We start from the raw sequence: 26,871 nt of genomic DNA, 5'->3' as shown, positions 1-26,871 counted from the left end.
GTCCCTCCGTGTTCCAGTTTTTGTTGGTTTACAGAACAATAGAAATGACCTTTGTCCACCGTCATTGCGTTGACTTGTTCCGGATTTGAAATGGTGGGATGTATATCTTTTGCTGGATCGTTGTCGCTTCCTCCTGAACCGCATCCAACTAATCCGATACAAACGGCCATATAAAGCAAAGAGATTTTATTCATACTGTATTTCTCAATTAAGATGTGTGATTGCAAATAACGATTAATTACATTTTTATAAAGTGAAATGTTTTTTATTTTAATTGAACGGTGTTTTATTGGTAATTTAATCGTTTGCTTTTATTTTGTCTCTTACGGTATCTATGTTTTCATTTATGGTATGAATTATTAGATTTGCACAATTGTGAGTTGCAATAGGATAATAATCGCTAGCCAACTACTTGTGTAGGTACCGTTATGATTTATATATCCGTTAAGTCTAAGTTTTTAGTCTTAATTTCATGTATTTATCGTGAAAGTGACTTAGAAGTAAATAACTAACGTTGTTTGAGGGGAGCCTGGGCTTCACTGATCTTGTTTTTCATTAAGGCGTTGTATAATGAACAAGGACTCTATTTCCAACTTGTTGATACATATCAGATCTCACGGATCTGATATGCATTCCAAGTTATTCTCACTAAGGCAAGAATCCTAGCTTATTTAAGGATAGAAAGTTTACTTGGGTGTAGAAGATATTAGTAATCCAATGTGCCACGGATAGGGTAGTTATTGTTTGGATCGCGAATCCATGCCAATCCGCGTGATAGTGCGCCAAGCTCAGGGCGAACAAACGGGTTGTTTGAAATATCCACCACGTGTAAGTCGCCGTGTTCATTCACCACAAACAGACCTGGTTCTGCGAAATTATGATCGGTTTCCTGTTCAGATCGAGGAATAGATACATACAAGCCTAGCGTTTTCATTTGTTCTTCGGTCAGGCCGTAAGCGATAGGGAAGCTGATTTCGAGTTTCTCTAGATGCCCCTCTAGCTGTGCTTTTGAATCGCCAGAAACGGCAAGAATATCGACGCCAGCATCAGCGAAAGCCTGTTTGTAACTCTCAAGCTCGTTGAGGTACTTAGTACAAAGAGGGCAGTGTTTACCACGATAAACGAATACTGCTTGCCAAGTCGCATCACCTTGCGGCTGACCCAACGTTACGCTTGAACCATCTAGCAAAGTGGCTTGAAGATGAGGGAAGCTGTCGCCCGCTTTAAGTTTCACTGAAGTTGCCATATTGACTCCCGAATTGGTGGTGTATATCCATGAATGCCCCCTTTCTCAACAAAGCGATTGGGGGATGAGACTTCAATGTAGACTCTGTTTTGCGGTGTTTCAACTAGTTAACTTTTAGTAACCACAAAAACTGCAATGGAGCTTTAAGGTGTAATTTGACTTAGCTTAGGGTGATAAACTACTAGCTTACCTGTTACCTTCAAAACGAGTTAGGTTTAAAGGTAAACCTTCTCATAAAACAATGAGTTTAGAGCCTTAAGGAATGACGATAAGTTAGCGGTTATCATTGAATTAAATGTTGAAGTTGGAGAGGTGCGGAGGAATAGGCATTTAAATCTATTGATTTAGGTAAAGTGTTACACCTTATCTACGTGGAAGTTATACGATTGAAATTACCTTTAATTTTCGATGGAAAGGACAAAAACTAAGACTTTTAGTGATTTTGATGTTCAAAGCACATGCTTGACATGCATAATCACTAAATTATTAGAGTTTTAGTTCTTTCTGCAAGTTCCTAATATACATTTTTTATGTTTATTATTATATTAACTCTATTTTTTAAGTGATCTCTTCATTCTTTTTTATATTTGTGAAAGTAAATAATCACGATGAATGAAATTAATTAGCAACCGATAATAATGAATAAATTTAAAATAGAAATTAAAAATGGAACATTAAATATTGATTTATTTAAGCAGATGATGCCATTTGAGGATCTATTAGACTTCGCTTCAAGAGAGAACCCTAAAAGAGGTTTTTTATTTGTTTCTAAAGTTTTAGGTAAACATATTTCAGTAAAACCAAGTACGATGAGAGATACTTATGATTTACTTGTTTCGCAGATTAATAATGATCTAGGCAGTTTTGTGATTGGTATGGCTGAGACCGCGACGGGCTTTGGTGCTGGTGTTGCGGATAGTCTAGCTAGGGCACAAAGCAGAGAAGTTTACTATCAGCATACCACTCGTTACAAGTGCGACCTGCCAATCTGGTTTACGTTAGATGAAAATCATAGTCACGCTATTGATCATATTTTGTATCAACCAAAGATAGAACTATTAGAACCTATTTCTAATTGTCAGCGTCTTATACTCGTTGATGATGAGATTTCAACTGGTCGTACGCTAAAGTTACTCGGTGATAAGATTTTACCAAAGATGCGATTTGTGAAAGAGGTTGTAATAGTCTCATTAGTCAACTGGTTAAGCGAAGAAAATCGCGCTCAGTATGAAGAGTGGGATGTTACAGTTACTCATGTTTCATTAATTGATGGTCAGTTTGACTTTCAGGCAAAGCCTAACTTAAATCTTTCTCTCCCAGAAAAAGTTGATGGAGACCTTGTCAAAAAGCCTTGTAGGGATGATTTAGGGCGATTTGCTATGAAAATGCCATTCTGTGGTCATATACCTGTATTAGATATTACTTTTCCGAGAACTGTTATCGGAGATGGAGAGCACCTATATTTGCCTTTCCTAGCTGCGGAGCTAGCAGAGAGTCGAGGAGGAGATGTGATCTTTCAATCTACAACTCGTTCCCCGATTTTGGTGGGAAATGCAATTAATACGAAAGAAGCTTTTCAGGTGGATAGCCGGGATGTAGAGCATTACATTTATAACCTTCAAGAGAATGAGAGGCTACCAGTGCTCTTTTTAGAAGACGAATCACTTAGATCTGAGCACCAATTAGCCCAGCGTTTTTCTCCACTTGAGAGAGAGTAGTTATCATGCGTACTGTGCTTTTTACAGATATTGATGATTGTTTTATGGCAACTAAAAGGAAGTTTTCAGAAAGCGATAGTCTTTCTATAGCGTCATTAGATATTGACGGCCAAGCTCGTTCATTTATGTCAGAGAAACAGCGGACTCTTTTGGAGTTATTTATTGACACTAGATCTACAATTATTCCGGTAACTGGACGGAGTTATAACACGCTCAAAAGGGTTCAAGTAAGTTCATTATTTAAGTCGTGGATGGTCGTTTCTCATGGTGCTTTAATTATTGAACCTAACGGAAAGAAGTGCAACGCCTGGGTTGAGCATATTAAAAATAAATTTCCACTTGGATTATGGTCTGATAAATTGAATTTAATAAATGAAGAATTAAAAGAATTTATACTTTCTAAAGGGTTTAATGCACAAAGTTATATTGTTTCCGAGGATGATATTGATTGTTATGTTTGTGTAAAATGCACTGAAGGTATAGATTATGATTTTATATTCGATTCAATACTTTCACAAATCAGTATAGATTTAAATGATATAAAAATACATATTAATGGCCGAAATATGGCACTTTTGCCACCTTATACCCAGAAAAAATTAGCTGTTGATTATATAATACGTCAGCTAGATGAAAAGTCATTAATTTTAACCATGGGCGATAGCCTATCTGATATCCCATTTATGAAACTTTCTGATTTTGCTTTGATGCCCACTAAAAGCCAGATCGCAGATTCATTATCTTGGTAATAATATTATGAGCTTATCTATATCTCCAATAATCGGTAGTTATAATGAGAACGACTGTCAGTTCCTCTTAGAGGTTGTCAAGTGTCAGTTCTTTTCAATTAATGAAAAAGAAAATCTAATCCAGTCTGAAGGGGTTCATTACTCTGAATTATTGAACAAAGAATCAAAACCATCAATTAAATATCAAAGACTGTTCTTTGAATTTACCGATAAGTATAAAAACAAACTAGCAAAACACATTTTTTCTCTCGCTGAAAAGATTAATAATAATCAATTGGGAGATATCACTCTGGTTTCTTTAGCTAGAGCAGGAACACCAATTGGCGTTTTAATAAAGAGAGCGTTAGAGTATTATTTTAATAGAAAAGTTTGTCATTATAGTATTAGCATTATTCGGGATAGAGGTATTGATTCGGTTGCTCTTGATTACTTGTTGAAAATTAAAAGATATGATTCCTCTTCCTTAGTATTCATTGACGGCTGGACTGCAAAAGGAGTAATCACTAAGGAATTAAAGCGATCTATTTTCTCTTATAACAAAAGAAATAATACTGATATAAAACCGTACCTTTATGTTGTCAGTGATACAGGTGGGGTTGCCGATTATTGTGCCACGAAAGAAGACTATCCAATACCTTCGTCTATGTTGAATTCTACAGTATCAGGTTTGATTTCGCGAAGTTTATGGCAAGATCCTAAAAAACAAAAATTCCATGGCTGCGTAATCAATAATCACCTAAAAGAATTTGACTATTCCCACTGGTTTGTGGAAAAGATAGCAGAATGTTTTTTGAAAGAAAACTTTAAAGATGAACCTTTTGAGCAACATGAGACAATTGTCGATTTAGATAACACTAAAGATCAAATAAAAAGATTTATATCCTCATTGACCATTAAATATTCTATTAAAGATGTAAACTATATTAAGCCTGGGATAGCCGAAGCAACTAGAGTCATGCTAAGACGTGTTCCTTCTTTACTTATTGTTCGCTCAATAGACAGCAATAAAGTCAAACATTTATTAATGTTAGCAGATGAAAAAGGAGTCAAAGTAGAAGAAGAACCAACCTTGCTATTTGAAGCATGTGCACTTATTAAGCCACTTAATATAGAGGCAATAAAATGAACATCTCTAGCTACTTCTCTTTGGGAGCAACATTGTATACTCCGTGTAATCACCCGAATCTAAAAATGTTAATGAAAGAAGGATTGGGATCAAAGAGTATGGTTTTTTGTACTGAAGATGCCATTTCTGAAGGTGAATTGAATCAATCACTTAAGAATTTGAGTGTTGCGATCGATGGATTAGATAGTTCAAATACACAGTTCAAAAGGTTTATTCGTCCCAGAAGCCCAGAAGTTCTTGAAAATATATTGTATTTTAGAGGGATTGAAAAAATAGATGGTTTTGTTCTCCCTAAATATGATCTAAAAACAAATGATGATTATCATAGAGTATTAAAATGTCACTCTATTAAGTTTAAACTAATGCCTACCTTAGAATCTCTTGATGTAATTGATGCGTTTAAATTACCAGAGATTAGAAGAAGTTTACAAAATATCTATGGAGATATAACTTGCCTTCGTATAGGAGGTAACGATTTATTCAATCTTCTGGGTATAAAACGTATGACAGGCCAAACAATTTATGAAACCCCCTTACGTTCGGTGATAGAGAATTTAATTATCGCTTTTAGGCCATACGGTTATGAGCTTTCTGCGCCTGTGTTTGATATGATCGATGACCATAAAACGTTGATAAGGGAACTTGCTATGGATGTTAACTATGGCCTTTTTGGAAAAACTGCCATTCATCCTCAACAAGTTAAAATAATTGAAGGTTTTTTTAAAAGTTATTCAAATACACATATTGTTCAAGCTGAGTCAGTTTTGGCAGATTCTTCCCCGGCAGTTTATAAAATGAATGGACAAATGATGGAAGTAGCATGCCACAGTAATTGGGCTAAACGAACTAAATTTTTGGCTAATTCATTTTAGACAACTTATGACCTCAAATTGATAATTATTATTGAGGAAGTTTTGATTTAATATCATAGTGCGAAAAGTAATGATAAAAACATTTCATCATAAAGATTTAGATCCAACTCATGTTAATGAACTTCCTGAAAATGAAGAAAAACATGAATTAGCTGTCAAGAAATTTAGCCATATAAAGTCTAATAGAAGTCTTGTATCCGAAGAGAGTTTTGAACACCTTCAGAGTGAAAAATATTGGAAAAACATAAAATATAATAATAAGAAAAAACCTTCTGTTTTATTTAGCAATAAAATAAAGTCAATTCAAAGTGACTTAGTTAATGTTGAAGAAGATTTTAAAATTGAAGTTGACAAACTGTGTAGAAGAGAGTTTAAAAATGTCAATTTAAATAATGGAGACTATTTGGTTATAATTAACATTTACAATTCTATTATTTTCAATGATCCTATGTATCAAATAGAATTTGGAAATGTAGAGTCAAAAAAATTCCAACAATTACAAGGGTTTTTGTCCGATTATGCTAAGTTAAGTAAGGTAGATAAAATTTTAGGATTAGGACAGATCATTATTAAATTGGCAAAAAGTATAGATATTGATATTTTCAATCCACATAAATTTGGTACGAAGCTATCTAAACTTTTTGGTAACCATAATCAAAAAATAAGAAAGATTAAGTATGACTTTGATTATGTAAGTGATAATATTGACGAAAGAATAAATCGAGTATTTGATAACCTAGCTGAAATGCGAACGCATCTCGAAAAGTTTCAGTATTGGTCTATAGAGTTACAAAGCTTGAATAAAAACCTTATATTCAAAATTTTAGCATTGATACTAAGGATGGATAAAGAAAAAAAATCAATTCAACAAGAAAGTATTAATCTTTCTGACTCTTTTAAAAAAAACGGATTTGATTCAATTAAAAGATGGGAAAGGAAAGTACAAACTTTGCTTTCTCTAAAACATTCGATAGATTTGACTTTCCCCCAAATAGAATTATATAGCTCTAATTTGTTAGGTAGCTTTGAACAGTTAGAAAAAATTAAAGTAGATATTATTCAAGTCTGGAAACAGCAATTTTTAACAGTTATTGCTATCGACGAATCAAACGATTCAATACTTTACTATGAGCTGAACGACATTCAGGAACAATTGATTCGAAATATAGAGGAGCTGAGATAAATGGTATTCCAACCGAAGACTTTTACATCCAAAAATTTTAATTCTAGCAATATAGAAAATTTATCTAATACTAATGTTGTAAAAACAATAGAAAACTCACTAATAGTTGAAGGCACTACAGATATCTCTAAACTTCCGACGATTAAAGGACAAAATGTTAAAAGTATATACAGTTGTGTTGAAAAATCCATTGAAGTTTATCAAGCTGATCTGAACGAAGCGAACTTAAACCCGAGAGAAGCATTTCAACGTATAGTTACTCAACTTAATCAGATTGATATCTATTCGTCACGAGGTATTAGTACTCTCGGTCATGAGTCAGCTGAGAAAATAGCTGAATATTCTGACTCTATGTTGAATCAAGTTCGGACTAAAGATCTGGAAGAAATGGGAGAGAACCTAAATCAAGTTGTGGGCTTGGCTAAAGGAGTTGATTTAAGTGGGCTAATGGGGAAAGACAGCTTTTTTGGAAAGTTGATATCTAGATTCAAATATTCTAAAGAGGCTATTTTAGCTCAGTTTAACTCGGTAAGCACTCAGCTCGACAGGGTAGTAAAAGAGATTAATTCGCAGCAAGTGCGTCTCCAGGAGCGTTCTGTTCAGCTCGAAACTGTTTTTTCTCAAAACATAGCGCAGTATAAGGCGTTAACAGAAGCCATAATATACGGAGAATCAAGGCGTTTGCTCATAAAAGGTAAAGCAGAAGTCTTAGCAAAAGAGCTTGAAGATGAAAACTCTCCTTTAAAAGCGCAAGAATTAAGCGACTTACAGTCCTTTCACAATCGTATTGAAAAACGTGTTCACGACTTAAGGTCATTGCAAATGCTTGCGTTACAAACGGCTCCAATGATTCGGATGGTACAGACTAACAATATCACTTTGATTGAGAAGTTCGACAATATTAAGACATTAACGATCCCATCGTGGAAGAAGCAATTTACGCTTGCTATTTCTATGTTAGAGCAGAGAAAGTCGCTAGAACTTGCGGGCAAAATTGACAATGCTACAAATGACTTAATTAAGAGAAATGCAGATTTATTAAGACAAAATACGTTGCAAACAGCAAGAGCGAATCAACGTTCAGTTATAGATCTGGAAACACTGGAGCACGTGCAAAATACTCTGATTACCACATTGCAAGATGTTGTTTCCATTGAACAGGAGGGAGCTAGAAATCGCGAGATCGCTGATGAGAGAATGGTTAATATGAAAAAAGAATTATCTAAACTATTAAAAAATAAGGAATAATTAATGTCGATTAATTTAGAAAAAGGTAATGCAATAAACTTAACGAAAGCTGAGCCTGCGTTGCGTAAGTTGAGGCTTGGGCTTGGTTGGGATCTAATACCCACAGAACCACCAATTGACATTGATTGCTGTATATTTATTTGCTCTTACGATGCACAAGATCAGCCTAAACTTTTGTCTGATCAGCACTTTGTTTTTTACAATAATCTGGAGTGCCCCCAGGGAGCAGTGGTACACCATGGTGATAACCGCACCGGTGCTGGCGATGGTGATGATGAGGTCATCAACATAGATCTGCAATCAATTGACCTAAGAGCAGCTGAGTTATCTATTTTTGTTACGATTCATAACGATACACGTGGTTTTTCACATGTAAATACCAGCTACATTAGGCTTTACAATGACGTAACTGGGAGCTTGATTGCTGAGTACAAACTAGGTCAAGAGTTTGCAAACGAATCTGCTGTGCAAGTAGGTTCGTTAGTTAAAAGTGGTAACGAGTGGGAGTTCCATGCAGTTGGAGCTGGCTACCAACTAGGTCTCGGCGACATTGTGGCTGGTTATCAATAAGGTAAGATTATGTCTATTAATTTATCAAAGAACTCAACGATATCGCTTACTAAAGAAGTTGAAAAATTATCTAGTATTACTGTTGGTTTAGGTTGGGACGTAGCTAAATCGAAAGGTTTCCTTGCTTCTATTTTCGGTACCGCTTCAATTGACTTAGATGCATCCTGCCTATTGATTGATGAAAATTTAAATGTACTAGATTCTGTTTGGTACGCTCAGTTGAAATCAAAGTGTAAGTCTGTTATCCACCAAGGAGATAATTTGACAGGCAAAGGTGATGGTGACGATGAGAAAATTACGATTAACCTGACAAAGTTGCCTAATTCTGTTAAATACATTGCTGTTACAGTTAACAGTTTTAGAGGACAAACTTTCGATAAAGTCGAAAACGCTTTTTGCCGTATTTTGGATCAATCTTCAAATGAGATTTGTCGCTTCACTTTAAATGAACAAGGGAGTCATACAGGAATTTATATTGGCCTTTTGACTTATAAAAATAAAGAGTGGAACTTTACTTCTAAAGGGGTTAACGCTAATGGAAGTAATGTGAATCAGATTGCAAGCACGGTTTTGCAACATATATATTAATTAGTTTATATGATATTTTAAACTTAAAATAAACAAAGCCTAACTGTTAATTTTTGTTAGGCTTTTTTAATGGTGAATTATATTTGCTAATGTTGTTTATAATGAAATGTAAAATTTAAACGATATTAAAAATTTAATATTACTTAACTTTTCTTACCAAATTCGTCTGTGCTGAGTAATTTGATGTAACTAAATAAATAAGTTGCGATTTGATAGGCTGCACTAGTTAATAAACATAACCTTATGCGTAAACCTCGTTAGAAAACCACTAAATAATGCCTTCATTAACCGGGGCTTACCCACTTTTTGGGTTGATGAATAAACCATAAGCGAATAGAAGCAAAGCAAATCGAACAAGCGTACTATGTCTCGTCGGATCTGAGACCTAGCTATTACTACCGCACTGGTGGTAAAGGGCGTTTTCTCTATACCGTTGGGCTTAGGACATTAAGCTTTCATTTAAAGCAACACTAGGAGCGCAATAGAGTATCTGGCGCAAGTTATATTTAGCCGTAGATACCAGCGCGTGCGAAATAGTCGCAGTAGCTCTGAGTTTATCTAAATAACTGGTGCCGAAGTATTGCCCCATTTACTTAGGCAGACACATTAAACGGTCCTAGAAGTATCAGATGATGACACTTATGGCACAAGAAAATGCCATGAATGTCATACGAATAAAGAGAGCAGTTCCTATCATTTAGCCAAGGGAAGGATCGGCCTTTTAGGAGCGTGGATACCTTCGTAATCTGGCTTTAGGATGTAAGACATTCTACGGTATATAAAGGAGGTCAAGAAAGAGCTCAGATGTGCACTCTCCGAAAAAGCTATGTATCGAGTGAAGCAGTTGCTGGGTTAGAAACTATAACTAAGAAACTACCACGCTCAAGTTGGTGAAACTTACACCATGATTAAAAGTGCTCAACAAGCTTAGAGGGTTTGGCATGCCTGAAGCTCAGTGTTTTATATCAAAATCATTTCTCTTTAGGCTGTTTAGCCTCTTGTAAGAATTTTGCAACAACGCTAATAGTGCATGAAATAATACTATTTCAAATAGTCAACTTTTAGTAACCTGCAATAAGGTATTGGAGTGCAAAAGATGAAAAAGCAGAACTTAAGATACAACGAAGTGGGGGTGTAGTATCAGGAGCTAAGTTCTGCTTGAGGTTAGGCTATGACCACTGGAACATATCGTTAAGATAGACCAGAGTCATCACTTCTATTTTATTACTCGATTGAGCTAGGCGTTGCTGAAAAAAGTACGCCATCATTGGCTTCTTCATTTCTTCCTCCTTTACGCTGACGAGTAAATTATGCGTATAAAAGGGGAGGTAAAAAAGAGAGTGCTTTTGTTGACTTTATTCCTAATAACGTAAATATCTGGGGCTTTAAAGCCGAATTTGGAGGTTAATTGTGGAAAAGGGGAACAGATAATTAGGAAGTTTTCTTATTTTATTACCGCCAACTTAAGTAAACTATTCCTATCCACAAACTTCACAGATCTAAGGTTGATTCAGTGTCTGATCTCAATTTGTTTCGCTATTACCAACGATTACTCTCGTTTAGTGTTGGTGATGAAACAAAAACCACGTTACAGGACATTGCCGACATCATGTTCACTTCTTCTCGGCATGCTCGTAGCCTGCTAACGCAGATGCAGCAGAAGGCGTGGTTGAGCTGGCACCCGAAAGCTGGGCGGAACCAACGATCGACTCTTATTCTGAATATGGAGTTAGACGTTTTAAAAGAGAGCTTGGCTCTTGAACGTATCAAGCTAGGCAAGTATGAAAAAGCACTGGCGATATTAGATGAAGACGAAATGGCATTTGGCCGTTTGTTAAAAACAACGTCTGGTGCTTCTGTTCAAGAAGGACAGCTCAATATTCAATTAACCTATAAGCGAATGTTTGAGCGCGTCGTTCCACATCAACTTCAGCGTAGCAGCGAACGTTTCTTATTAAGGCAAATCTATTGTTGCTTAGTTTCGAGTGATAACAATGGGAAAGTACAACCAGAACTCGCACATCACTGGCGTTATGACGAAGACACCTACGAATGGACTTTCTACCTTCGTCCAGGTCTGACTTTTCATAATGGTAATTCCATTGATGCAGAAACAGTGGTTAGCTTGTTTGCAAAGTTGAGTTCACTACAGTACTACGAAAAAGAGTTGGCACATGTTGCTAACATTACTGCGCCAACGCCATTGAAAGTTGTTTTTAAGCTTAATCGAGCTGACTTGGGCTTTGCTGGACTTATTTCTGGAGTGAAATACGGCATTCAACCAGTAAGCCAAGTTAACGTAGCGAATAACAAGCTGGTGGTTGGAAGTGGCCCATTCTCTGTTGTCGAGCACAATGAAAGTCGTTTAAAACTGCAAGCATTTAATGGTTATTATGCATGTAGAGTTCTAACGGATTTGGTGACTATCTGGATTGTTAATGACGAGCAAATGGAGAACCCGTCATTGGCAGCAAATACGTTGCAAAGGGATGCTTCGCCCGAGGAGGATTTGTGTGGACACTATATGTCGACGCAAAACCGAGAAAACTCATCGGCGAGCAAGCGTAGCCGAATAGAAGATGGTTGCTTATTCGCCTTATTTAATCAGCACGCTAAGCACAAACTTTCTTTAGCGCAGCGCCGTTATATTAGTGAGCTAATTCAACCTGAGCACTTGGCCGAAGTGATGCGCCGCGAGAATATTGTATTTGGGAGTATACCCGCTTATAACCTGCTACCAGGTTGGAAGCCAGTGCTCCGTCCGTTTAGTGAGCCGCTTAAGTTACCTAAACATATTACGATAGCGGGATATAACTATACCGCGTTGCGTCGCTGTGCGCGGGCTATTTCTAATCGTTTGGCGAGTGTTGGCAGTAAAGTAGAAATTGTTATGTATTCCTACCGTGAGCTGAACGAGAAGGCTAAGAACGGTGAGCTAAATGAGACAATGGTCGTAACGAACATAAACTTAGATGATAATCGTCATGCCTCAGCGTTCACGAACTTCTTCAGCAACGCTGTGCTATTCCACACTTTGGGAGAAAAGAACGCACAATGGTTAGATGAACAACTACAGAGAGTCAGATCTTTCGTTCCACTTGAGGACTACCTTAATGCATTGGAGCCAATTTCATCGACGTTGATCAGCGAGTATTGGATTGCACCTATGTTCCACCATACACAAACTTTGCGCTTCCAAGGTGTATTAGAAGACGTTGCTTTAACCAATTGGGGTTGGCCAGATATCCGCTCGGTGTGGTCGGCAGATTAACTACCTTAGTTATTTAGCAAAGTGCTGCTTCACGAATTCAATGAAGGCTCTGGTTTTCGCCGATTGATAGATAAGTTGTGGGTACACCAAGTAAACCGCGTTGTGCTGGTGGTCGGTTTCTTCCGATAAAACCTGCATTAGACGACCATGTTCAACGTCTTGTTCGACAAAGTAACTTGCTAACCGAGCAATGCCATTGCCAGACAGGGCTGATTCTTTGAGTAAGCGGTTTTCATTGCTTGAAAGCCAGCCTTGGGTTTGAACTGTTCCCGTTTTTAAAGGCCATTCTTTTTGATGCAACGTGGTTAAGCATTGATGCTGTTTTAAATCCGCTAACGTCTCTGGCGTACCTTCTTCTTGCAGATATAGAGGTGAGGCAACCAGCCAGTGGTGGTAGTCCAGCAGGTGATGCGCAATCATATTCTCGGGCGGCGTTCTTGTTGCTCGAAACGCAAAGTCGACGCTGGTTTCCGTCAGATTAAACGCTTGATAGCTAGAAAGAATCTCGAACTCTACGTTTGGATGTAAACAGCGAAACGCCACACACAAATCATGCAGCACCGCTTCGGCAAACATCTTGGGAGCAGTAAGCCGAATCAGACCGTCTACTTGCTCAGATTGCTGACTTAAACTCTTTTCCATTTCCATTACGCGGCGTTTGAGATCTTCCGCTTGTGCAAAGATCGATTCACCTTCTGCTGTTAGTCTCACGCTGCGTGTAGTTCGAACAATCAAAGGCGTGGCGAGTTCCGATTCTAAGCGCTTGATTTGTTCCGACAGGTAACTTTTAGAAATGCCAAGTTGCTCCGCAGCTCTAGAAAAATTGAGTGTTTGAGCCACTTCAGCAAACAGCATCAGTTTTTCGATTCTCTTATAATCTGCCATCTTTATTGTTCGCTTTAATTGTTCGGTAGCGAGGATAATGAATTCGATTTTACGGTATTAAACTAATTTTTACGAACGGTAAGATGGTTCGAGTTAACTTAAGAAATTGAAAACGCAGAAATCGGAAAAGTGAGAATAACGATGAACAATCCAACACTACCGCTCGCCAAAACCTTACCTAACGTTAGCCGCTTGGTCTTCGGCTGTATGGGACTTGGAGGGGAGTGGAATCGCAACCCATTAACCGCCCAAGATGAAAACCAAGCTTATGCCGCTGTAGAGGCAGCATTAGAGGTTGGCATCAATCTCTTTGATCATGCGGATATCTACAAATTCGGTAAGGCTGAAGAAGTGTTTGGGCGCATCTTAGCCAATGACTCAACCTTACGAGAACGAATGTATCTGCAATCAAAGTGCGGCATCCGTCTAGGAGATGAGCAAGGTGTTAAGCAGTATGACTTCTCTGCCAAATGGGTGACGGCTTCTGTTGAGGGCATTCTTGAACGCCTTGGCGTGGAAAATCTTGATGTTTTGATGCTGCATCGTCCTGATCCTTTGGTTGAATTTGAAGAACTGGGCACAACGCTAAAAGCCCTGAAACAAGCTGGCAAAGTTAACCACTTCGGTGTTTCTAACATGAACAGTGCTCAAATTGATCTTCTTCAACAATCAACGGGCGAAGTTGTTGTGGCGAACCAGTTGGAAATGAGTCTGGCTAAGTCTGACTTCATCAAGCAAGGCATGGGGCTTCCTTCGTCTGCATCTGACTACGTTGCAGGAATACGGGAACATGCCCGTAAGCACAATATCCAACTGCAAGCGTGGGGCAGTATGGCGCAGGGAAGATTCTCAGAGCGTGGTTTACATTCTGATGATCACAACACCAGACAGACGGCGGAGATGGTAATGGCGCTAGCAGCTGAATATGGTGTGTCGTCTGAGGCGATTGTTTTAGCCTTCCTAACGCGTCACCCAAACCAAATTCAACCTGTTATTGGTACTGCAAACCCACAGCGTATTCGCGCTTGTGCTCAAGTAGAGAACGTCACGCTATCACGCAGCCATTGGTATGGATTGTTCGAGAAAACCCTTGGTCATGAGATCCCTTAGGAGAGAAAAATGAAATACGTACAAGTTCAAACTCTGATTCAAACGGCATTGGAAATTGCTGCTGTTCGCAAGCAAAACATTGCGATTGCCGTGGTTGATACGCATGGTGAATTGCTCGGTTTTGCCCGAATGGATGATGTGAGCGTACAAGCAGGTTTGTTGGCACAGAACAAAGCTTACACCTCGGCTAGAGACCGCCAACCTAGCGGCAATCTGGGCGCTTGGGCTCGTGAGACGGGTAAGCAGTTGAGTTATTGGACTGACCCGAAGATCACAGGCTTTATGGGTGGTGTGCCCATAGAACAAGAGGGGAAAATCGTCGGTGCAATTGGTATCAGTGGTTTGGCTGAGCAAGATGATGAAGCACTTGCGATGGAAGTATTAAACGCGCGTTGAGTATAATGTTTATCAGTAGGTGTGATGTTTTGTCCAGCTTTGTACTCACTGTAGGGACTCAAGTTCACAGGCTTCGTCGAGTCACAATGCTATCTAGTAGCCTGAAGTAAGCAGAAGTTGAAATCGCGAACTATGATTAATTTATTTGAAAGCTTTGAGGCGTAAATATGTTTCATAAGGTATTCGTTTCGCTATTTTTTGTTCTCCTCTCAGGCTGTGGTACGAGTGACAGCGCGTTAAAAGAGAGCGGTTATGATGAAGCTTATATCCAAGGCTTTCATGACGGTCGGCATAGTGGTATGCAAGAGGCAGGGAATGATTTTGAACACTATATTAAGGACGAAACAAGGTATCAAACCGACTCAGATTATCGACAAGGCTGGGATGCTGGTGAGGTAGAGGGTAACAAGTTACAAAAGCAGGCGACCGCGATAGGACAAGGCATGATTGATAATTCATATGAAGAACGTGATGTCTTTGATCCTGATAAAGTGGCGAAAGATGCAATAAAAGGCGTTGATACATCGGAATTGAAAAGCCTAGAGTAACGGACTGATATAAAGAATAAAACTCGTCATTTGACGAGTTTTATTTTTGTCTAAACGATTCATGTTTCAACGCTCAACAGGGCATTCATCGTTTGGGTATGAGCAATGTCGTTAATCACCTTTCTTGTTCTTTTGTTCAAGGACTAACGATAATAGACGAACGAGCAGGGACTGAGCTTCCGGTGAGAGCAATCGCGCCACGGCCGTTAGGTCATTTGCTGTGACATGCTGAACATCACGTACATCTAAAGCAATATCTAGGTCAGTCAAATGAAGCGAACGCAATATGGCACGATATTGTGAGAGTTTAAGATCGGACTCTCCGCGCTCGATCCTTTGATATGTTTTTACGCTCATTCCAGCGATGTTTGCCATTTGCTCACGGGAGAGGCCATTCGATTTTCGTCTTGCGATCAGTGCTTGAATTATAGGGTCTACCTGCATGTGCTCTCCTGAAAGGACAGTTTTGACCTAAACGGAGCAAGAAGTGGACCAGTTTAACCACCACATATTTACCTGCTTTGCAATCAGTATAAAAATAACTGTCTTATAAAAACGTAAATATTTTAGTCAGTTATTAACTCAATGGAAAAGTATCAATCATACAAATCAATAGAAACGAAAGCTTCTATTCGCAAAATGCAACGCATTTTAGATCATTTATTTAGTGAAATTGATCAGCAACATCGTGAGACTAAAGAGAATGTTGTGACACTGATTCAACAGTCACAACAGCGATTGATGAACTACAAAGAGCTTTACCTTCACAAAGAATCGATAAGTGAAGTAGAGCTGCGGATGGCGCATGAAAATATGAGTGAGACTGAGAAGCAGGTCGCCGATATGGGTATTCCAGTGTTAACTTATATCATTGGCGCGCTAGATAAAGCGTATTAACATAGTCGTAAAGTCGGGCGATACAAGATTTACGCAATTTCGATCAATTGATGACATCTAAAAGAAAGGATGCAAATGCTGGGGAACCACACCCAGCATTCGGACACTCATTTACCTATATTTTCGAACCGTAAATCAGTGTTTAGAGGTATGTGAACCGAACAGTGTCGGTACGCAGCGAATAATAGCGATATTGTCCGATCTAGGCTACGTCCTTGGAATCTAACACCTTCACTTAAACTGTAAATTAATCTGTACACCCAGCCAAATTGAGCCATTGAGCACGTTCTTCCTTCTCTTTAAGCGATAAAAGACTAATTAGTGACGAAAAAAACAACACATCTTAGGTAAAAGATAAGAGTTGTTAAAATATATCGCTATAAGATTGACCTTTTGCTTTTCAATCGTCCTGCTTATGCCTTACAATCTTTTCGAACCAAATCCATTCATAACGAATGGGGTTGATGAATTAAGATGAACAATTTTGCTTCGAACCCAAAGTTGCGCACATTTCATCAACGATGACATCGCCAAAAACGACTCTCAAGTGTTCATGTGCAAATGATTAACCACCTTTTGTTGCGTGTTTTCTTAGCCATACAGGGCTCTTGTAACATAGTGCTCTTGTAACTAAATTTTGACTAAGTCGGAGCGTTTTGTTGTGTGCTTTAGATAAAGCACAACTGGTGAGAAATTAACGGATTGAATTTAGAGGTATTAACCGTGAACCTAAAACTTGTCGGTAGCTCCCTGATCGTTGCAGGTACTGCTCTTGGCGCTGGTATGCTTGCTATACCAATGGTGCTTGCTCAATTTGGCCTCCTTTGGGGCACTCTTCTTATGTTGTTCATCTGGGCTGGAACGACTTATGCTGCGCTGCTCCTTCTTGAAGCCAGTTGTAAAGTAGGTGGTGGTGTGAGCATGAATGCAATTGCTCGCGAAACGCTTGGTAAAGGAGGCCAGTTGGTAACCAACAGCTTGCTTTACGCCCTGTTAGTTTGTCTATTAATGGCTTACATCATTGGTGCGGGTGATCTCGTACAAAAAGTAACAGCCTCATTTGGGCTTCCAACATCTACGATCTCAAGCCAAGTCGGTTTTACTCTTTTAGTTGGTATCATTGTTTCGGCAGGTACAGGGGTAGTAGATAAACTGAATCGCGGTTTGTTCCTAGGCATGATCGTAGCGCTGATCCTGACACTTTTTGCGCTTGCACCAAGCGTCTCGTTTGAAGGACTTGATGAGGTTGTGAGCGACGATAAAATGGCACTTATCAAAACCAGTTCGGTGCTTTTCACCAGTTTCGGTTTTATGGTCGTGATCCCATCGCTTGTAACTTACAACAAAGAAGCGAGTAAAACACAGCTGCGTAATATGATTATCGTGGGCTCAACTATTCCGCTTGTTTGTTACCTATTATGGTTGTTAGCGGTTGTCGGCAATCTACCACCTCATGAGCTTGTTCAATACTCCAACGTAACAGAGTTGATCTCGGTACTAGGTCAGCAATACGAGGGCTTAGAGTTCATCCTATCCATGTTTACTGGTTTGGCACTACTAACGTCGTTCTTAGGTGTTGCAATGGCGCTATACGATCAAAATGCAGACCTACTGAAAGCAAGTAAGCCAGTGATTTTTGTTACTACTTTTGTGCTACCACTATTAGGTGCTGTATTTGCGCCAGAACACTTCCTAGCTATTCTCAGCTACGCGGGGATTATTCTTGTGTTTCTCGCGGTCTTTGTCCCATTATCAATGACCATGAAAGTGCGCCGAGTGCCGGTAGAAGATGACAATATTTATGAAGCTGGTGGCGGCGCAATGGGAATGAGCTTGATCTTCCTATTCGGCTGTTTCTTGCTGTTTGCCCAAGCAGTATAAAACCACGCTATCTTATTTAAAAACTGAGCCGCTCGTATTCAAACGGGCGGCTTTTTTGTATTCATAGCCGAACCCAGGCCACTCAAAGTCATCAGCATTTGTGATGTTTGACGTTTCTCTGATAATCACGGTTAGCGCTGACTTTTTAGTAAAACTCCTTAGCGAAAGGCTGACATGTACAGTGATTCACCCTCCTATTATATCAATGTTGATATGAATAAGAGGCTCTGTTGTGTCAAAGCAATTATCTTTTGCCATGGTTGGCGTTATTTTGTCTTTAGGTGTGTTGAGTACAGAAGCGGTGGCTGACCCGAAGCATAAGCATGGACATCGGTACGGGTACGATCACCATCATGCGCATCACCACCATCATAAACACAAGCGCAAGCACAAGCATAAACACAAACATCGTGACGTTATTTATGTGGAGACCCGACGACCAAGGCGCAGTTACTATTACCATGACCGAATTCCTCGGAATAGTACCTACATAAAGATTGGAGATTTCACTTATCTAAAAGTGGACGACCGCTATTATCGTCGTTCTAATGATCGCTATATCCATGTCGAGCTCAATTAAACTTGAAAGGACACATAGTCGGCGTTCTTGTAATGTTGAGCTTAATAGCACCAACATGGCACATGTAACATCGACCAATACTAGGGTAGAGGGTTAAAAACAAAAACAGCGAGCCGGTGCTCGCTGTTTTTGCTTAAATGAGTGTTAGACAGTAAATCTATTTAAGATTTGATCTTGTTTATGTACATCTTCTTGTTGCGCCTGCATCGCGTCGTTGGTTCGATTTGCCGATTCGGCGACTTGAGTCGATAGGTCTTTAATATTCACCGTATTGTTGTTGATCTCTTCAGCGACGAGGCTTTGCTCTTCCGCTGCTGAGGCAATTTGCAAGTTCATATCGGAAATACGCTGAATCGCATCACGAATGCGTTGTAACGCACTATTTGCTAAACCCGCTTTTTCAACGGCCTCTATAGCACTACCTTTGCTTTGATGCATGGCATTTGCCACAGATGAAGCGCCAGATTGTAGTTGCTCAATCATAGTACGAATCTCTGTTGTCGACTCTTGAGTACGTTGTGCCAGTGTACGTACTTCATCTGCAACAACGGCGAAGCCTCGGCCAGATTCTCCCGCACGTGCAGCCTCGATTGCGGCATTCAACGCGAGTAAGTTCGTTTGGTCCGCAATATCGTTGATGACTTTTAGAATCGTTTCGATATTGGCGGTAGCAGATTCCAACACTTGTACTTCTTCGACTGCAAGGTCAATGCTATCGGAAAGCATGTTTATCGTTTGTGTCGATTCACCAACGATAGAAGAACCCTCAACCGTTGCTTGGTCGGCTTCTTTGGCTGCACTTGCCGCACCTTGCGCATTATTAGCAACCTCTGTCGCGGTGACAGACATCTCATGCATCGCGGTAGCAAGTTGTTCTAGCTCTTGCAGCTGAGTGTGAATTGCGCTTGCCGAGTCTTTTGCGCCCTCAGCGGTGATTTGAGTTCCGTTTAAAATTTGATCAGAAATACGTTTCGACTCAATGATTTGCTGTTGTAAGTTCTCCATGAACGTATTGAAGTTTGTGGCAAGCTCAGAAAACTCTTGGTCAGTATCTGTTTCGAGGCGTTGTGTAAGGTCGCCTTTCCCTGATGCTACATCTTTAATCGCATTGTTTAGCGTGTCCAAAGGACGCATGAGAGTGCGAATCAACAGAGTTAGGGCGATAATAGATGCAATCACGGCAATGATTGAATAAATAATAGCGTTGTTACGAAGCTCTCCTACGGCAGAATAGGCAACAGCTTCATCGATCACCGAACCTACGTACCAGTTCTCGCCAGGAATGTGAGTCAGGTTAACCATGTAGCGGTTGCCATCAATCTCAACATGTTGTGCTGATTGCGTAAGTTCGATTTGCGGGAGGTAGCTACCGACCTTCTCGCCGTTATACTTACTTTGAGGGTGAGCAATGGTTGTGCCATCAGCGGTGACCAAAAATAAGTAACCAGCATCAAACAGATTCACTTGGTTGACGAGATCAGAAAGGGTAGTTAATTCGAGGTCATAAAACATACCGGCTAAAAACTGGCCATTTTCTTTTACTGGCGTACCAACAGAGATGATAACGTTTTTCGAAGACGCATCGACGTACGGATCGGTTACGACCAAATCGCCTTTGCTCTTAGCTGCAATAAACCAAGGACGCTGACGTGGGTCGTAGTCTGGGCCCGCATCCCAGCCGTCGTCATTTTCAATCACAAAGCCATTACTTTCATAACCAAAACCGATGGCAAGGAAGCTGCTTTTTGGCGTGGGTCTTTCAAGTATGTTTTGAACATAGCTATGTGAACTGGGGTCAAGCTCAATCACTTCAGTAATGGAGCGAGCGAGATCCTTCTTTGCATTCATTTCTGAGTGCACAGTGTTACCAACACTGGTCAATATCTCGTTTACACTTGAGTCGATTTGCTCCTGAGTTTGGGAGCGGATGGTCATAACTTGTTGTGTCGACAATAACGACACGGTAATTAGCAGCAAAAATGAAGAGGCTGTGACAACCTTATGTCTGAATTTCATGAGCTTTCCTCTGATTCTCCCGGTTGGTTCCACTTTGCTTTCGCCTCTTTTAAACCGAGCGAATTGGGCATAAAGAGAAACCTATTGTGTTTGGTTATATTTTTATCGACATCTTTGTCAAAAACATGAACTCATTTGTCGTCTTTTTTAACCAAATTTAAACAAACCGACAATTTACGTTAAAACTTGTGAGTGTGATCATGTTTGCGAGCTCAATTAATGAAATCGTCATAATGAAAAGAATTGCTTAACAAACAGTGGCATCAACTGGCTTTACAGGTGAGGTGATGAAAATTTTGTTGGTGCTGACAGGTGTTTTGTTGAAGTTTTGTCTTTGTAAATTATGAGCTTTTTACTAAAAGTCTAATGTGGACGGAGTTTTAGGTATAAAAAAGGCCCCGACGATGCGGAGCCTTTGTTTATTGACGTCTCGATTTTAGAAAATAAGATGAGCAACGCCAGCAATCACAGGTAATGTGATTAACGTACGTAAAATGAAGATTACGAAGAGCTCTACAATGTTTACTGGAATTTTGCTGCCTAACAGTAGGGCACCTACTTCCGACATGTAGATAAGCTGAGTTACTGACATTGCCGCAATAACAAAACGTGTCATTTCGTTATCGATTGAGGCCGCTAAAATTGCTGGAATAAACATATCCGCAAAGCCAACAACGATTGTCTGTGATGCTGCAACAGCTTCAGGGACTTGCAGTAGCTCTAGGTATGGGATAAACGGTTGACCCAGAATTGCAAATACAGGCGTGTATTCTGCAATCACCAATGCAACGGTACCAAGACCCATCACTACAGGTAATACGCCAAATACCATGTCGACTGCGTTGTGTACGCCTTCTTTAAATACAGACTGAACCGATGTGACTTGACCAGCACGCTTAAGAGCTAGATCCATACCCCAAGAGAATGTGGTGTGGCCTTCTGGCACTGCATCTGCGTCTTTATCTGGGTTGCTGCCGTCAATGTAGCGATCTTTCTTCAGACTAAGCGGAGGCAGGCGAGGAATGATAATCGCAGCTACGATACCAGCTAGACAGATAGCGCCGTAGAAAGGCAAAAATAAGTGCTCTAGTTTTACCTGAGCGATAACAACTAGGCTAAACGTGATCGATACTGCTGAGAAAGTGGTCCCGACAACAGCCGCTTCACGCTGAGTATAGAACTTATTTTCGTATTGCTTGCTGGTTAGCAAGATACCAACACTTCCGTCGCCTAACCAAGATGCCATACAGTCAATTGCACTGCGGCCAGGTAGGTTGAATACCGGACGCATTATTTTACTGAGTAACGCACCAAATAGCTCCAGAAGACCGAAGTTCAAAAGAAGCGGAAGCAGTAAACCCGCGAAAATGAAAACGGCAAACAGAGTAGGTAGGAGACCAGTAAGAACAAGCCCGCCAGTGTTTTCTTCCCAAATTGCTTTTGGACCCACTTGGAAAAACGTCATTAACACGGCAGCGCCGCCGATTAAACGAACAACGAGCCAAAGTGGAGATGGGTTGAAGAGACCGTTTAAAAAACCATTACGTAAAATTGCAGCTGGCTTAAAAATTTTGCAAAGAACAGAAGCAACGGCCATGAAAGCGATGATACTGGTGACGATAGCAATCAAGGTATCGCCTAACACCGCTGGGATGACTTTTGCCATCACGGCAACGGGAATGGTTAGGCCACCATCGTAAGAGATCGGAGCCATAAAGAGTAGAAGACCAATTAGGGAAGGGATGAAAAACATCCAAAAGTTGCCCTTAGGAGCTTCAGTAGCATTAGTGGTGTTATGCATAGTTGTCTCGTGTTACTACTAGTCAATACTTGCCATTTCCATGACATAAATATTCACTAAACATCCGTATTTAATCACAGTTTTGCGGAGGGTACCCGCAAACTGCATCCATTGCAATACTATTCATTAAATACATCTAGTTATTCAGCCGATTTGTCGGGTAATTGGTCAAATAACGTCTAAGTGTATGCGAATATGTTGCTTGTGTTAGAAAATTGTAGCACGAGGGGCGAATTGCGCAGTGAATTATGGGGCGCATTGTGACTGGAATAATAAAATGGTAAACAAATGTGATTTTGATCTAACTAACTTCTTTGCCAGAAATTCAGTTAGCCTTATCTATTCTAAGGTTTTTAGTGGTGTCAAAATACCGTTCAGCGTTTCTTGTACCGTTGCAGTGTGAACCTATTGAGCCAAATCCGATTGAAGCATGTCGCTTCAATCGGATCGAAATTTTATGCTTTTTGTTGACGGCTAAGTATGTATAGGTAACTCCAGTAAATCAGAGCTGTAGAAAAAGCCAATATTGCTGGGAAAACCAGCGTATATAAACCATATACCGTAAATAGAGCCGCTCCCGCGACGCCGCCAAACAAAAAGCCAAAGAAAATGAATAGGAATAATTTTGCTTTACGTCGGTCAAATTGACGACCTCTCAAGCTCTCTCCAATCATAATCCCTAGATCGGTGATGATTCCGGTCATATGTGTGGTTCTGACTACTGCGCCGCTAAACGTGGTGATCATTGCGTTTTGTAATCCACATGCTGCTGATGCTAGATATTGGCCGTACAAATCCCCTTGCACCAAAAAGCCCAAGCTGAGTAAGAGCAAGCTCCCTTCTATGCACAGTGCAACACCATATCTTCGCCCTAGTTTTAACGCACTGCTTTCAATAAAAAAGCCGCTAAAGGCAGCGCCAATCAAAAAGCTAAATACGATGAAGAGCAGGTGAATGGAGCTATCCACACCTGTTAGCAAGCTGTTCCCTAGCTGAGTTACGGTTCCCGAAAGATGAGTTATCGCTTGGTGTTGAAAGCCGAGAAGACCAACGGCGTTGACGCAGCCCGCGAGAAGAGCTAGTAGAAACGCGCCATATTCCACCCAACGAGGAAGTCTGGAAATCACAATAAACCCCAACCAAATATTAGGAGCCGATTATAACGCTCACACCGAGTTACGAAACCCTTTACAGTAAAACTCGATTGATCATTCTCAAAAAAATCTCACTTATAGGTCGTTTGTCCGAGCCAAAGTAAATACGTGAACGCGGATTGCTCGCTAGCAGATGTGTTCCGTTGTGCATTCGAAACTCACCCACCCGTGTTTCATTTGTTCATAGACTGAAACGGTAGGTTGGTGGAACTCTTTATCGGTAAATAGACCGACGGGAATGATCATGATTTCCGGGTATGCAGAAACGAACAACCTCATTGTCGTGCCGCAGGATGGACAAAAGTCATACTGAACCTCACTGCCATCATCGCCAATTCGGGTATAGCTAGTGACTTCACCGTTTAAAGTGACGTGCTCTTTTTCAAAGCGAGCTTGTACCCCAAAAACACTGCCAGTTCGTTTTTGGCATTCGAAGCAATGGCAGACAGACGTGTGGGTGGGCTCTCCCTTACAACGGATCTCAACTAAACCGCAGGCGCACTCGCATGTATGAATGGTTTTTGTCATCGTGATTACCTATTTGTCCCAATACACCAATAGACCTAGAGCACAGAGCTTGTGTCACTAGCTCGTTATGAGCTCTGGACTTGAAACTATTTGGATACAATCAGTTTAGTTTAATTTTGAAACACTTGAAGAGGTGAAATCATTTGGGTATACAATGGTATACTCGCTTTTCGTTTATACCTTGAAACAAGGAACTCTTCATGACTCACAAAAAAATCCTGCCGATACCACTTATTCTACTTATTCCAATCGTTTTATTGGTTGTGGTTGTGATCGCAGGTGTTTATCGTTTTAGTTTGTCTGATGACGAGATCATGGCTAAGTTTCCTCAAACAGAAGTAGAAACGAACGTTATTGTGCAAGAGACGCTTGGTATCACTGCACGTAATCCTTGGACGATCCAAGTCCCCGAGCAGGGTGCGGTCACTTTTCTTGATGAGTGGGATAAAGAAAACGGCTATTTGATAGGTGACTATGATGCAGGTGCGACGAAAGGTCAGGTACTTGTTCCAACTGCGTCGATTAGCCAGCGTGAGATTGAAGGTGTTTCATGGGTTGTTGCACCGATGATTGTAACGACACAAGGTAGCGGTTCGTTTAACTATGTTGGCTTGTTCAAGTTTGACCCCGTGCCGAGCAGAGTTGTCCTTTTAGACAGTATTTTTGTTGGTGACCGCGTGAAATTTACTCAGCTCGAATGGAAAAGTGATACAACTATCACGCTTTCATATTTAGCGCACGGTGACGATCAAGCAATGGCAGACACGCCAAATCAATTCAATTCATCCACATTACAGCGTGTAGGGAATAACTTACATATGCAACAGTGATGAATTTTTTTTGAGTTCTGTAAAAATTCAGTATTTTCTGCGCTAGATCTCGAAATTTCCTAGTGATTTCTTATTCGGGAATGCATAAGCTATGAGCCTTGTTTGAAAGGAGATAGTAATTCCCGTGTCTACAAATGAAATTACAAGACGGTTGCCGAATCTGACAAGTCGTAGAGCGCTGCTGTTATACTCCTTGCCAGTTTTAGTTGCGATTGGTGTTTCTCACTCTCTCAAAGAGTCATCTTTAACCAAAACCATCGCATTGAACCTACCTGAATCTCAGGTCGTTGAAAAAATTCTTGATGCGACAACTGCCGAAGTTGTCACTCCCCCGAACTTCGAATATCAAATCCAAGCAGGTGATAACCTAAGCACTATTTTTAGTCAGCTCGGTTTCGGTTACAGCTCGTTAATGAAAGTAATGGAAACGGATTTGAACTACTTGGCACTTGATACACTTAAGCCGGGCAATACGCTCCGTTTCTGGCGTGATGATGCGACAGGCGAGTTAGCGAAAATGGAACTGCAATTTTCTATTGCAGATAAAGTGGTCTACAAGCTGAATAGTGATGGTAGCTATGACTTTACTGATATTTCCATTCCTGGCGTGTGGAGCCAAGAACCTTTAGTTGGCGTTATTCAAGGCAGTTTTTCTTCTTCTGCGAGTCGTTTAGGTTTAACGTCGGCGGAAGTGAGTCAAGTCGTAAGCTTACTCAAAGAACAACTTAACTTTGGACGTGATCTTCGTGCAGGTGATCGATTTGAAGTTGTTCGCCGCTCACAAAGCATCAATGGTGTACCAACAGGTAAGAACGAAATTGAGGCGATTAAGATTTATAATCGCGGCCGCGAGATCACCGCTTACCTTCATACTGATGGTCAATTCTACAATGCCAAAGGTGAAAGCTTACAGCGCGCATTCCAGCGTTACCCTGTAAGTAGTCGTTGGCGTATCAGTTCTGGCTTCAACCCTAATCGTTTACATCCAGTAACGGGGCGTGTTGCGCCGCACAACGGCACTGACTTTGCTGTACCAACCGGTACACCAGTCGTTTCTACTGGTGATGGTACAGTGATCATGACTCGTAAACACCCTTATGCGGGTAACTACGTGGTTGTTGAGCACGGCAGCAAATATAAAACCCGTTACTTACACCTAAGTAAGATTTTGGTGAAGAAAGGGCAAAAGGTTTCTCGAGGCCAGCGTATCGGTCTTTCTGGTAAAACAGGTCGAGTGACAGGGCCACACCTTCACTATGAGTTGATTGAATACGGCCGTCCAGTTAACGCTATGCGAGCAAATATCCCAATGGCGAGTTCTGTTCCTAAGAAAGAGATGGCTACTTTTGTCGCGAACAGAGATGAAATGGATAGACTATTACGCGATAAAGAGAAAGCAGTGCTGTAATAAAGTACTTCGCTCAAAAAACAAAAAGAGACTAAGCATAGCTTGGTCTCTTTTACTTTGTGCATTAACTAGATTTGAATTCTATGACAGCAGTCTGTTCAGTACGTTAGGCACTCCGCACTTCACGTTCATTTATCAGGTGTACGATTTCTTCAACACTGTGTGGACGAGAGTAAAAATAACCTTGGATGTAGTGGCAGCCCATTTCAATTAACTTTTGTAGTGCTCTATCGTCTTCTACGCCTTCGGCAATCAAATCCACATCA

The 26,871-nt window shown here is 40.3% G+C and carries 25 protein-coding genes and 2 pseudogenes; 18 read left to right on the top strand and 9 right to left on the bottom strand.

The window, feature by feature from the left end; all coding sequences use genetic code 11:
* A pseudogene (locus IQR33_RS34435) lies at nt 1–194 on the bottom strand (hypothetical protein); the annotation flags it as partial.
* A gap of 512 nt (nt 195–706) precedes the next feature.
* Entirely contained in the window at nt 707–1,246 is a 540-nt protein-coding gene (locus IQR33_RS26070; RefSeq protein ID WP_005385152.1) for a redoxin domain-containing protein, read from the bottom strand.
* Nucleotides 1,247–1,884: 638 nt separating this feature from the next.
* On the opposite strand from IQR33_RS26070, the gene IQR33_RS26065 reads away from it, so the two are divergent.
* From IQR33_RS26065 to IQR33_RS26020, 10 genes and pseudogenes are all read left to right on the top strand, one after another.
* Complete coding sequence (locus IQR33_RS26065; RefSeq protein ID WP_017635225.1) at nt 1,885–2,964, top strand: phosphoribosyltransferase domain-containing protein; 1,080 nt, start codon at nt 1,885–1,887, stop codon at nt 2,962–2,964.
* Between the two features lie 5 nt (nt 2,965–2,969).
* Nucleotides 2,970–3,713: an HAD family hydrolase gene (locus IQR33_RS26060; RefSeq protein WP_053303784.1), complete on the top strand. Its 744-nt coding sequence runs from the start codon at nt 2,970–2,972 to the stop codon at nt 3,711–3,713.
* Between the two features lie 7 nt (nt 3,714–3,720).
* A complete protein-coding gene (locus tag IQR33_RS26055) occupies nt 3,721–4,839 on the top strand; it encodes a cysteine protease StiP family protein (protein ID WP_053303783.1) in 1,119 nt (372 codons plus the stop codon).
* On the top strand, nt 4,836–5,711 hold the full coding sequence (locus IQR33_RS26050) for an HpcH/HpaI aldolase/citrate lyase family protein (RefSeq protein WP_053303782.1): 876 nt from the start codon (nt 4,836–4,838) through the stop codon (nt 5,709–5,711). Before IQR33_RS26055 ends, IQR33_RS26050 begins: the two co-directional genes overlap by 4 nt.
* A gap of 70 nt (nt 5,712–5,781) precedes the next feature.
* Complete coding sequence (locus tag IQR33_RS26045; RefSeq protein ID WP_053303781.1) at nt 5,782–6,894, top strand: hypothetical protein; 1,113 nt, start codon at nt 5,782–5,784, stop codon at nt 6,892–6,894.
* On the top strand, nt 6,895–8,142 hold the full coding sequence (locus tag IQR33_RS26040) for a toxic anion resistance protein (RefSeq protein WP_017635836.1): 1,248 nt from the start codon (nt 6,895–6,897) through the stop codon (nt 8,140–8,142).
* A 3-nt stretch (nt 8,143–8,145) separates the two neighbouring features.
* On the top strand, nt 8,146–8,712 hold the full coding sequence (locus IQR33_RS26035; protein ID WP_053303780.1) for a TerD family protein: 567 nt from the start codon (nt 8,146–8,148) through the stop codon (nt 8,710–8,712).
* Nucleotides 8,713–8,721: 9 nt separating this feature from the next.
* Nucleotides 8,722–9,300 carry a TerD family protein gene (locus IQR33_RS26030; protein WP_017635838.1) on the top strand — a complete coding sequence of 193 codons (579 nt, stop codon included), beginning with the start codon at nt 8,722–8,724 and terminating at the stop codon, nt 9,298–9,300.
* Nucleotides 9,301–9,529: 229 nt separating this feature from the next.
* Nucleotides 9,530–10,304, top strand: a pseudogene (locus IQR33_RS26025) (IS5/IS1182 family transposase).
* Between the two features lie 509 nt (nt 10,305–10,813).
* On the top strand, nt 10,814–12,571 hold the full coding sequence (locus IQR33_RS26020) for an SgrR family transcriptional regulator (protein WP_193837212.1): 1,758 nt from the start codon (nt 10,814–10,816) through the stop codon (nt 12,569–12,571).
* Between the two features lie 9 nt (nt 12,572–12,580).
* Here IQR33_RS26020 and IQR33_RS26015 read toward each other — a convergent pair whose 3' ends face one another.
* A complete protein-coding gene (locus IQR33_RS26015) occupies nt 12,581–13,456 on the bottom strand; it encodes a LysR family transcriptional regulator (protein WP_193837213.1) in 876 nt (291 codons plus the stop codon).
* Between the two features lie 141 nt (nt 13,457–13,597).
* Here IQR33_RS26015 and IQR33_RS26010 point away from each other — a divergent pair, with 141 nt between their 5' ends.
* From IQR33_RS26010 to IQR33_RS26000, 3 genes are all read left to right on the top strand, one after another.
* Entirely contained in the window at nt 13,598–14,566 is a 969-nt protein-coding gene (locus tag IQR33_RS26010; RefSeq protein ID WP_193837214.1) for an aldo/keto reductase, read from the top strand.
* Nucleotides 14,567–14,575: 9 nt separating this feature from the next.
* Nucleotides 14,576–14,962 (top strand): GlcG/HbpS family heme-binding protein, encoded by a 387-nt coding sequence (locus IQR33_RS26005; RefSeq protein WP_054577104.1) that lies wholly within the window; start codon nt 14,576–14,578, stop codon nt 14,960–14,962.
* A 167-nt stretch (nt 14,963–15,129) separates the two neighbouring features.
* Nucleotides 15,130–15,510 (top strand): hypothetical protein, encoded by a 381-nt coding sequence (locus tag IQR33_RS26000; protein ID WP_005375467.1) that lies wholly within the window; start codon nt 15,130–15,132, stop codon nt 15,508–15,510.
* 111 nt (nt 15,511–15,621) lie between these two features.
* On the opposite strand, the gene IQR33_RS25995 is transcribed toward IQR33_RS26000, so the two are convergent.
* Nucleotides 15,622–15,954, bottom strand: a complete 333-nt coding sequence (locus tag IQR33_RS25995; RefSeq protein WP_031780945.1) for a helix-turn-helix transcriptional regulator — start codon at nt 15,952–15,954, stop codon at nt 15,622–15,624.
* Between the two features lie 141 nt (nt 15,955–16,095).
* Between IQR33_RS25995 and IQR33_RS25990 the strand changes: the two genes are divergently transcribed.
* The 3 genes from IQR33_RS25990 to IQR33_RS34430 all read left to right on the top strand — a co-directional run bounded on the left by IQR33_RS25990 (nt 16,096) and on the right by IQR33_RS34430 (nt 18,868).
* Complete coding sequence (locus IQR33_RS25990; protein ID WP_005375472.1) at nt 16,096–16,407, top strand: hypothetical protein; 312 nt, start codon at nt 16,096–16,098, stop codon at nt 16,405–16,407.
* A gap of 723 nt (nt 16,408–17,130) precedes the next feature.
* Entirely contained in the window at nt 17,131–18,288 is a 1,158-nt protein-coding gene (locus tag IQR33_RS25985) for an amino acid permease (protein ID WP_017635844.1), read from the top strand.
* Between the two features lie 232 nt (nt 18,289–18,520).
* Entirely contained in the window at nt 18,521–18,868 is a 348-nt protein-coding gene (locus IQR33_RS34430; protein ID WP_081586755.1) for a hypothetical protein, read from the top strand.
* Nucleotides 18,869–19,012: 144 nt separating this feature from the next.
* Here the strand turns inward: IQR33_RS34430 and IQR33_RS25980 are convergent, their stop codons facing one another.
* The 4 genes from IQR33_RS25980 to IQR33_RS25965 form a co-directional block, all read right to left on the bottom strand.
* Nucleotides 19,013–20,884, bottom strand: a complete 1,872-nt coding sequence (locus IQR33_RS25980) for a methyl-accepting chemotaxis protein (protein ID WP_193837215.1) — start codon at nt 20,882–20,884, stop codon at nt 19,013–19,015.
* 436 nt (nt 20,885–21,320) lie between these two features.
* Nucleotides 21,321–22,685, bottom strand: coding sequence for a YjiH family protein (locus tag IQR33_RS25975; protein WP_017635848.1), 1,365 nt, complete (start codon nt 22,683–22,685; stop codon nt 21,321–21,323).
* Between the two features lie 455 nt (nt 22,686–23,140).
* Complete coding sequence (locus tag IQR33_RS25970; RefSeq protein WP_005375484.1) at nt 23,141–23,812, bottom strand: YoaK family protein; 672 nt, start codon at nt 23,810–23,812, stop codon at nt 23,141–23,143.
* Nucleotides 23,813–23,965: 153 nt separating this feature from the next.
* Nucleotides 23,966–24,367 (bottom strand): GFA family protein, encoded by a 402-nt coding sequence (locus IQR33_RS25965; protein ID WP_017635849.1) that lies wholly within the window; start codon nt 24,365–24,367, stop codon nt 23,966–23,968.
* A 200-nt stretch (nt 24,368–24,567) separates the two neighbouring features.
* Between IQR33_RS25965 and IQR33_RS25960 the strand changes: the two genes are divergently transcribed.
* Together IQR33_RS25960 and IQR33_RS25955 are read left to right on the top strand one after the other, a co-directional pair.
* A complete protein-coding gene (locus IQR33_RS25960) occupies nt 24,568–25,197 on the top strand; it encodes a hypothetical protein (RefSeq protein ID WP_017635850.1) in 630 nt (209 codons plus the stop codon).
* A 124-nt stretch (nt 25,198–25,321) separates the two neighbouring features.
* Nucleotides 25,322–26,605, top strand: a complete 1,284-nt coding sequence (locus IQR33_RS25955; protein ID WP_025768471.1) for a peptidoglycan DD-metalloendopeptidase family protein — start codon at nt 25,322–25,324, stop codon at nt 26,603–26,605.
* A gap of 106 nt (nt 26,606–26,711) precedes the next feature.
* On the opposite strand, the gene IQR33_RS36065 is transcribed toward IQR33_RS25955, so the two are convergent.
* Nucleotides 26,712–26,871 (bottom strand): EAL domain-containing protein (locus IQR33_RS36065; protein WP_193844186.1); only part of this gene is annotated, 160 nt, incomplete at its 5' end.

This window comes from Vibrio sp. OPT46 (assembly GCF_015163535.1).
In the GTDB taxonomy this organism is placed as follows: domain Bacteria; phylum Pseudomonadota; class Gammaproteobacteria; order Enterobacterales; family Vibrionaceae; genus Vibrio; species Vibrio alginolyticus.
The sequence above is the reverse complement of the archived record's forward strand: the minus strand, read 5'-3'. Positions and strand labels throughout refer to the sequence as shown.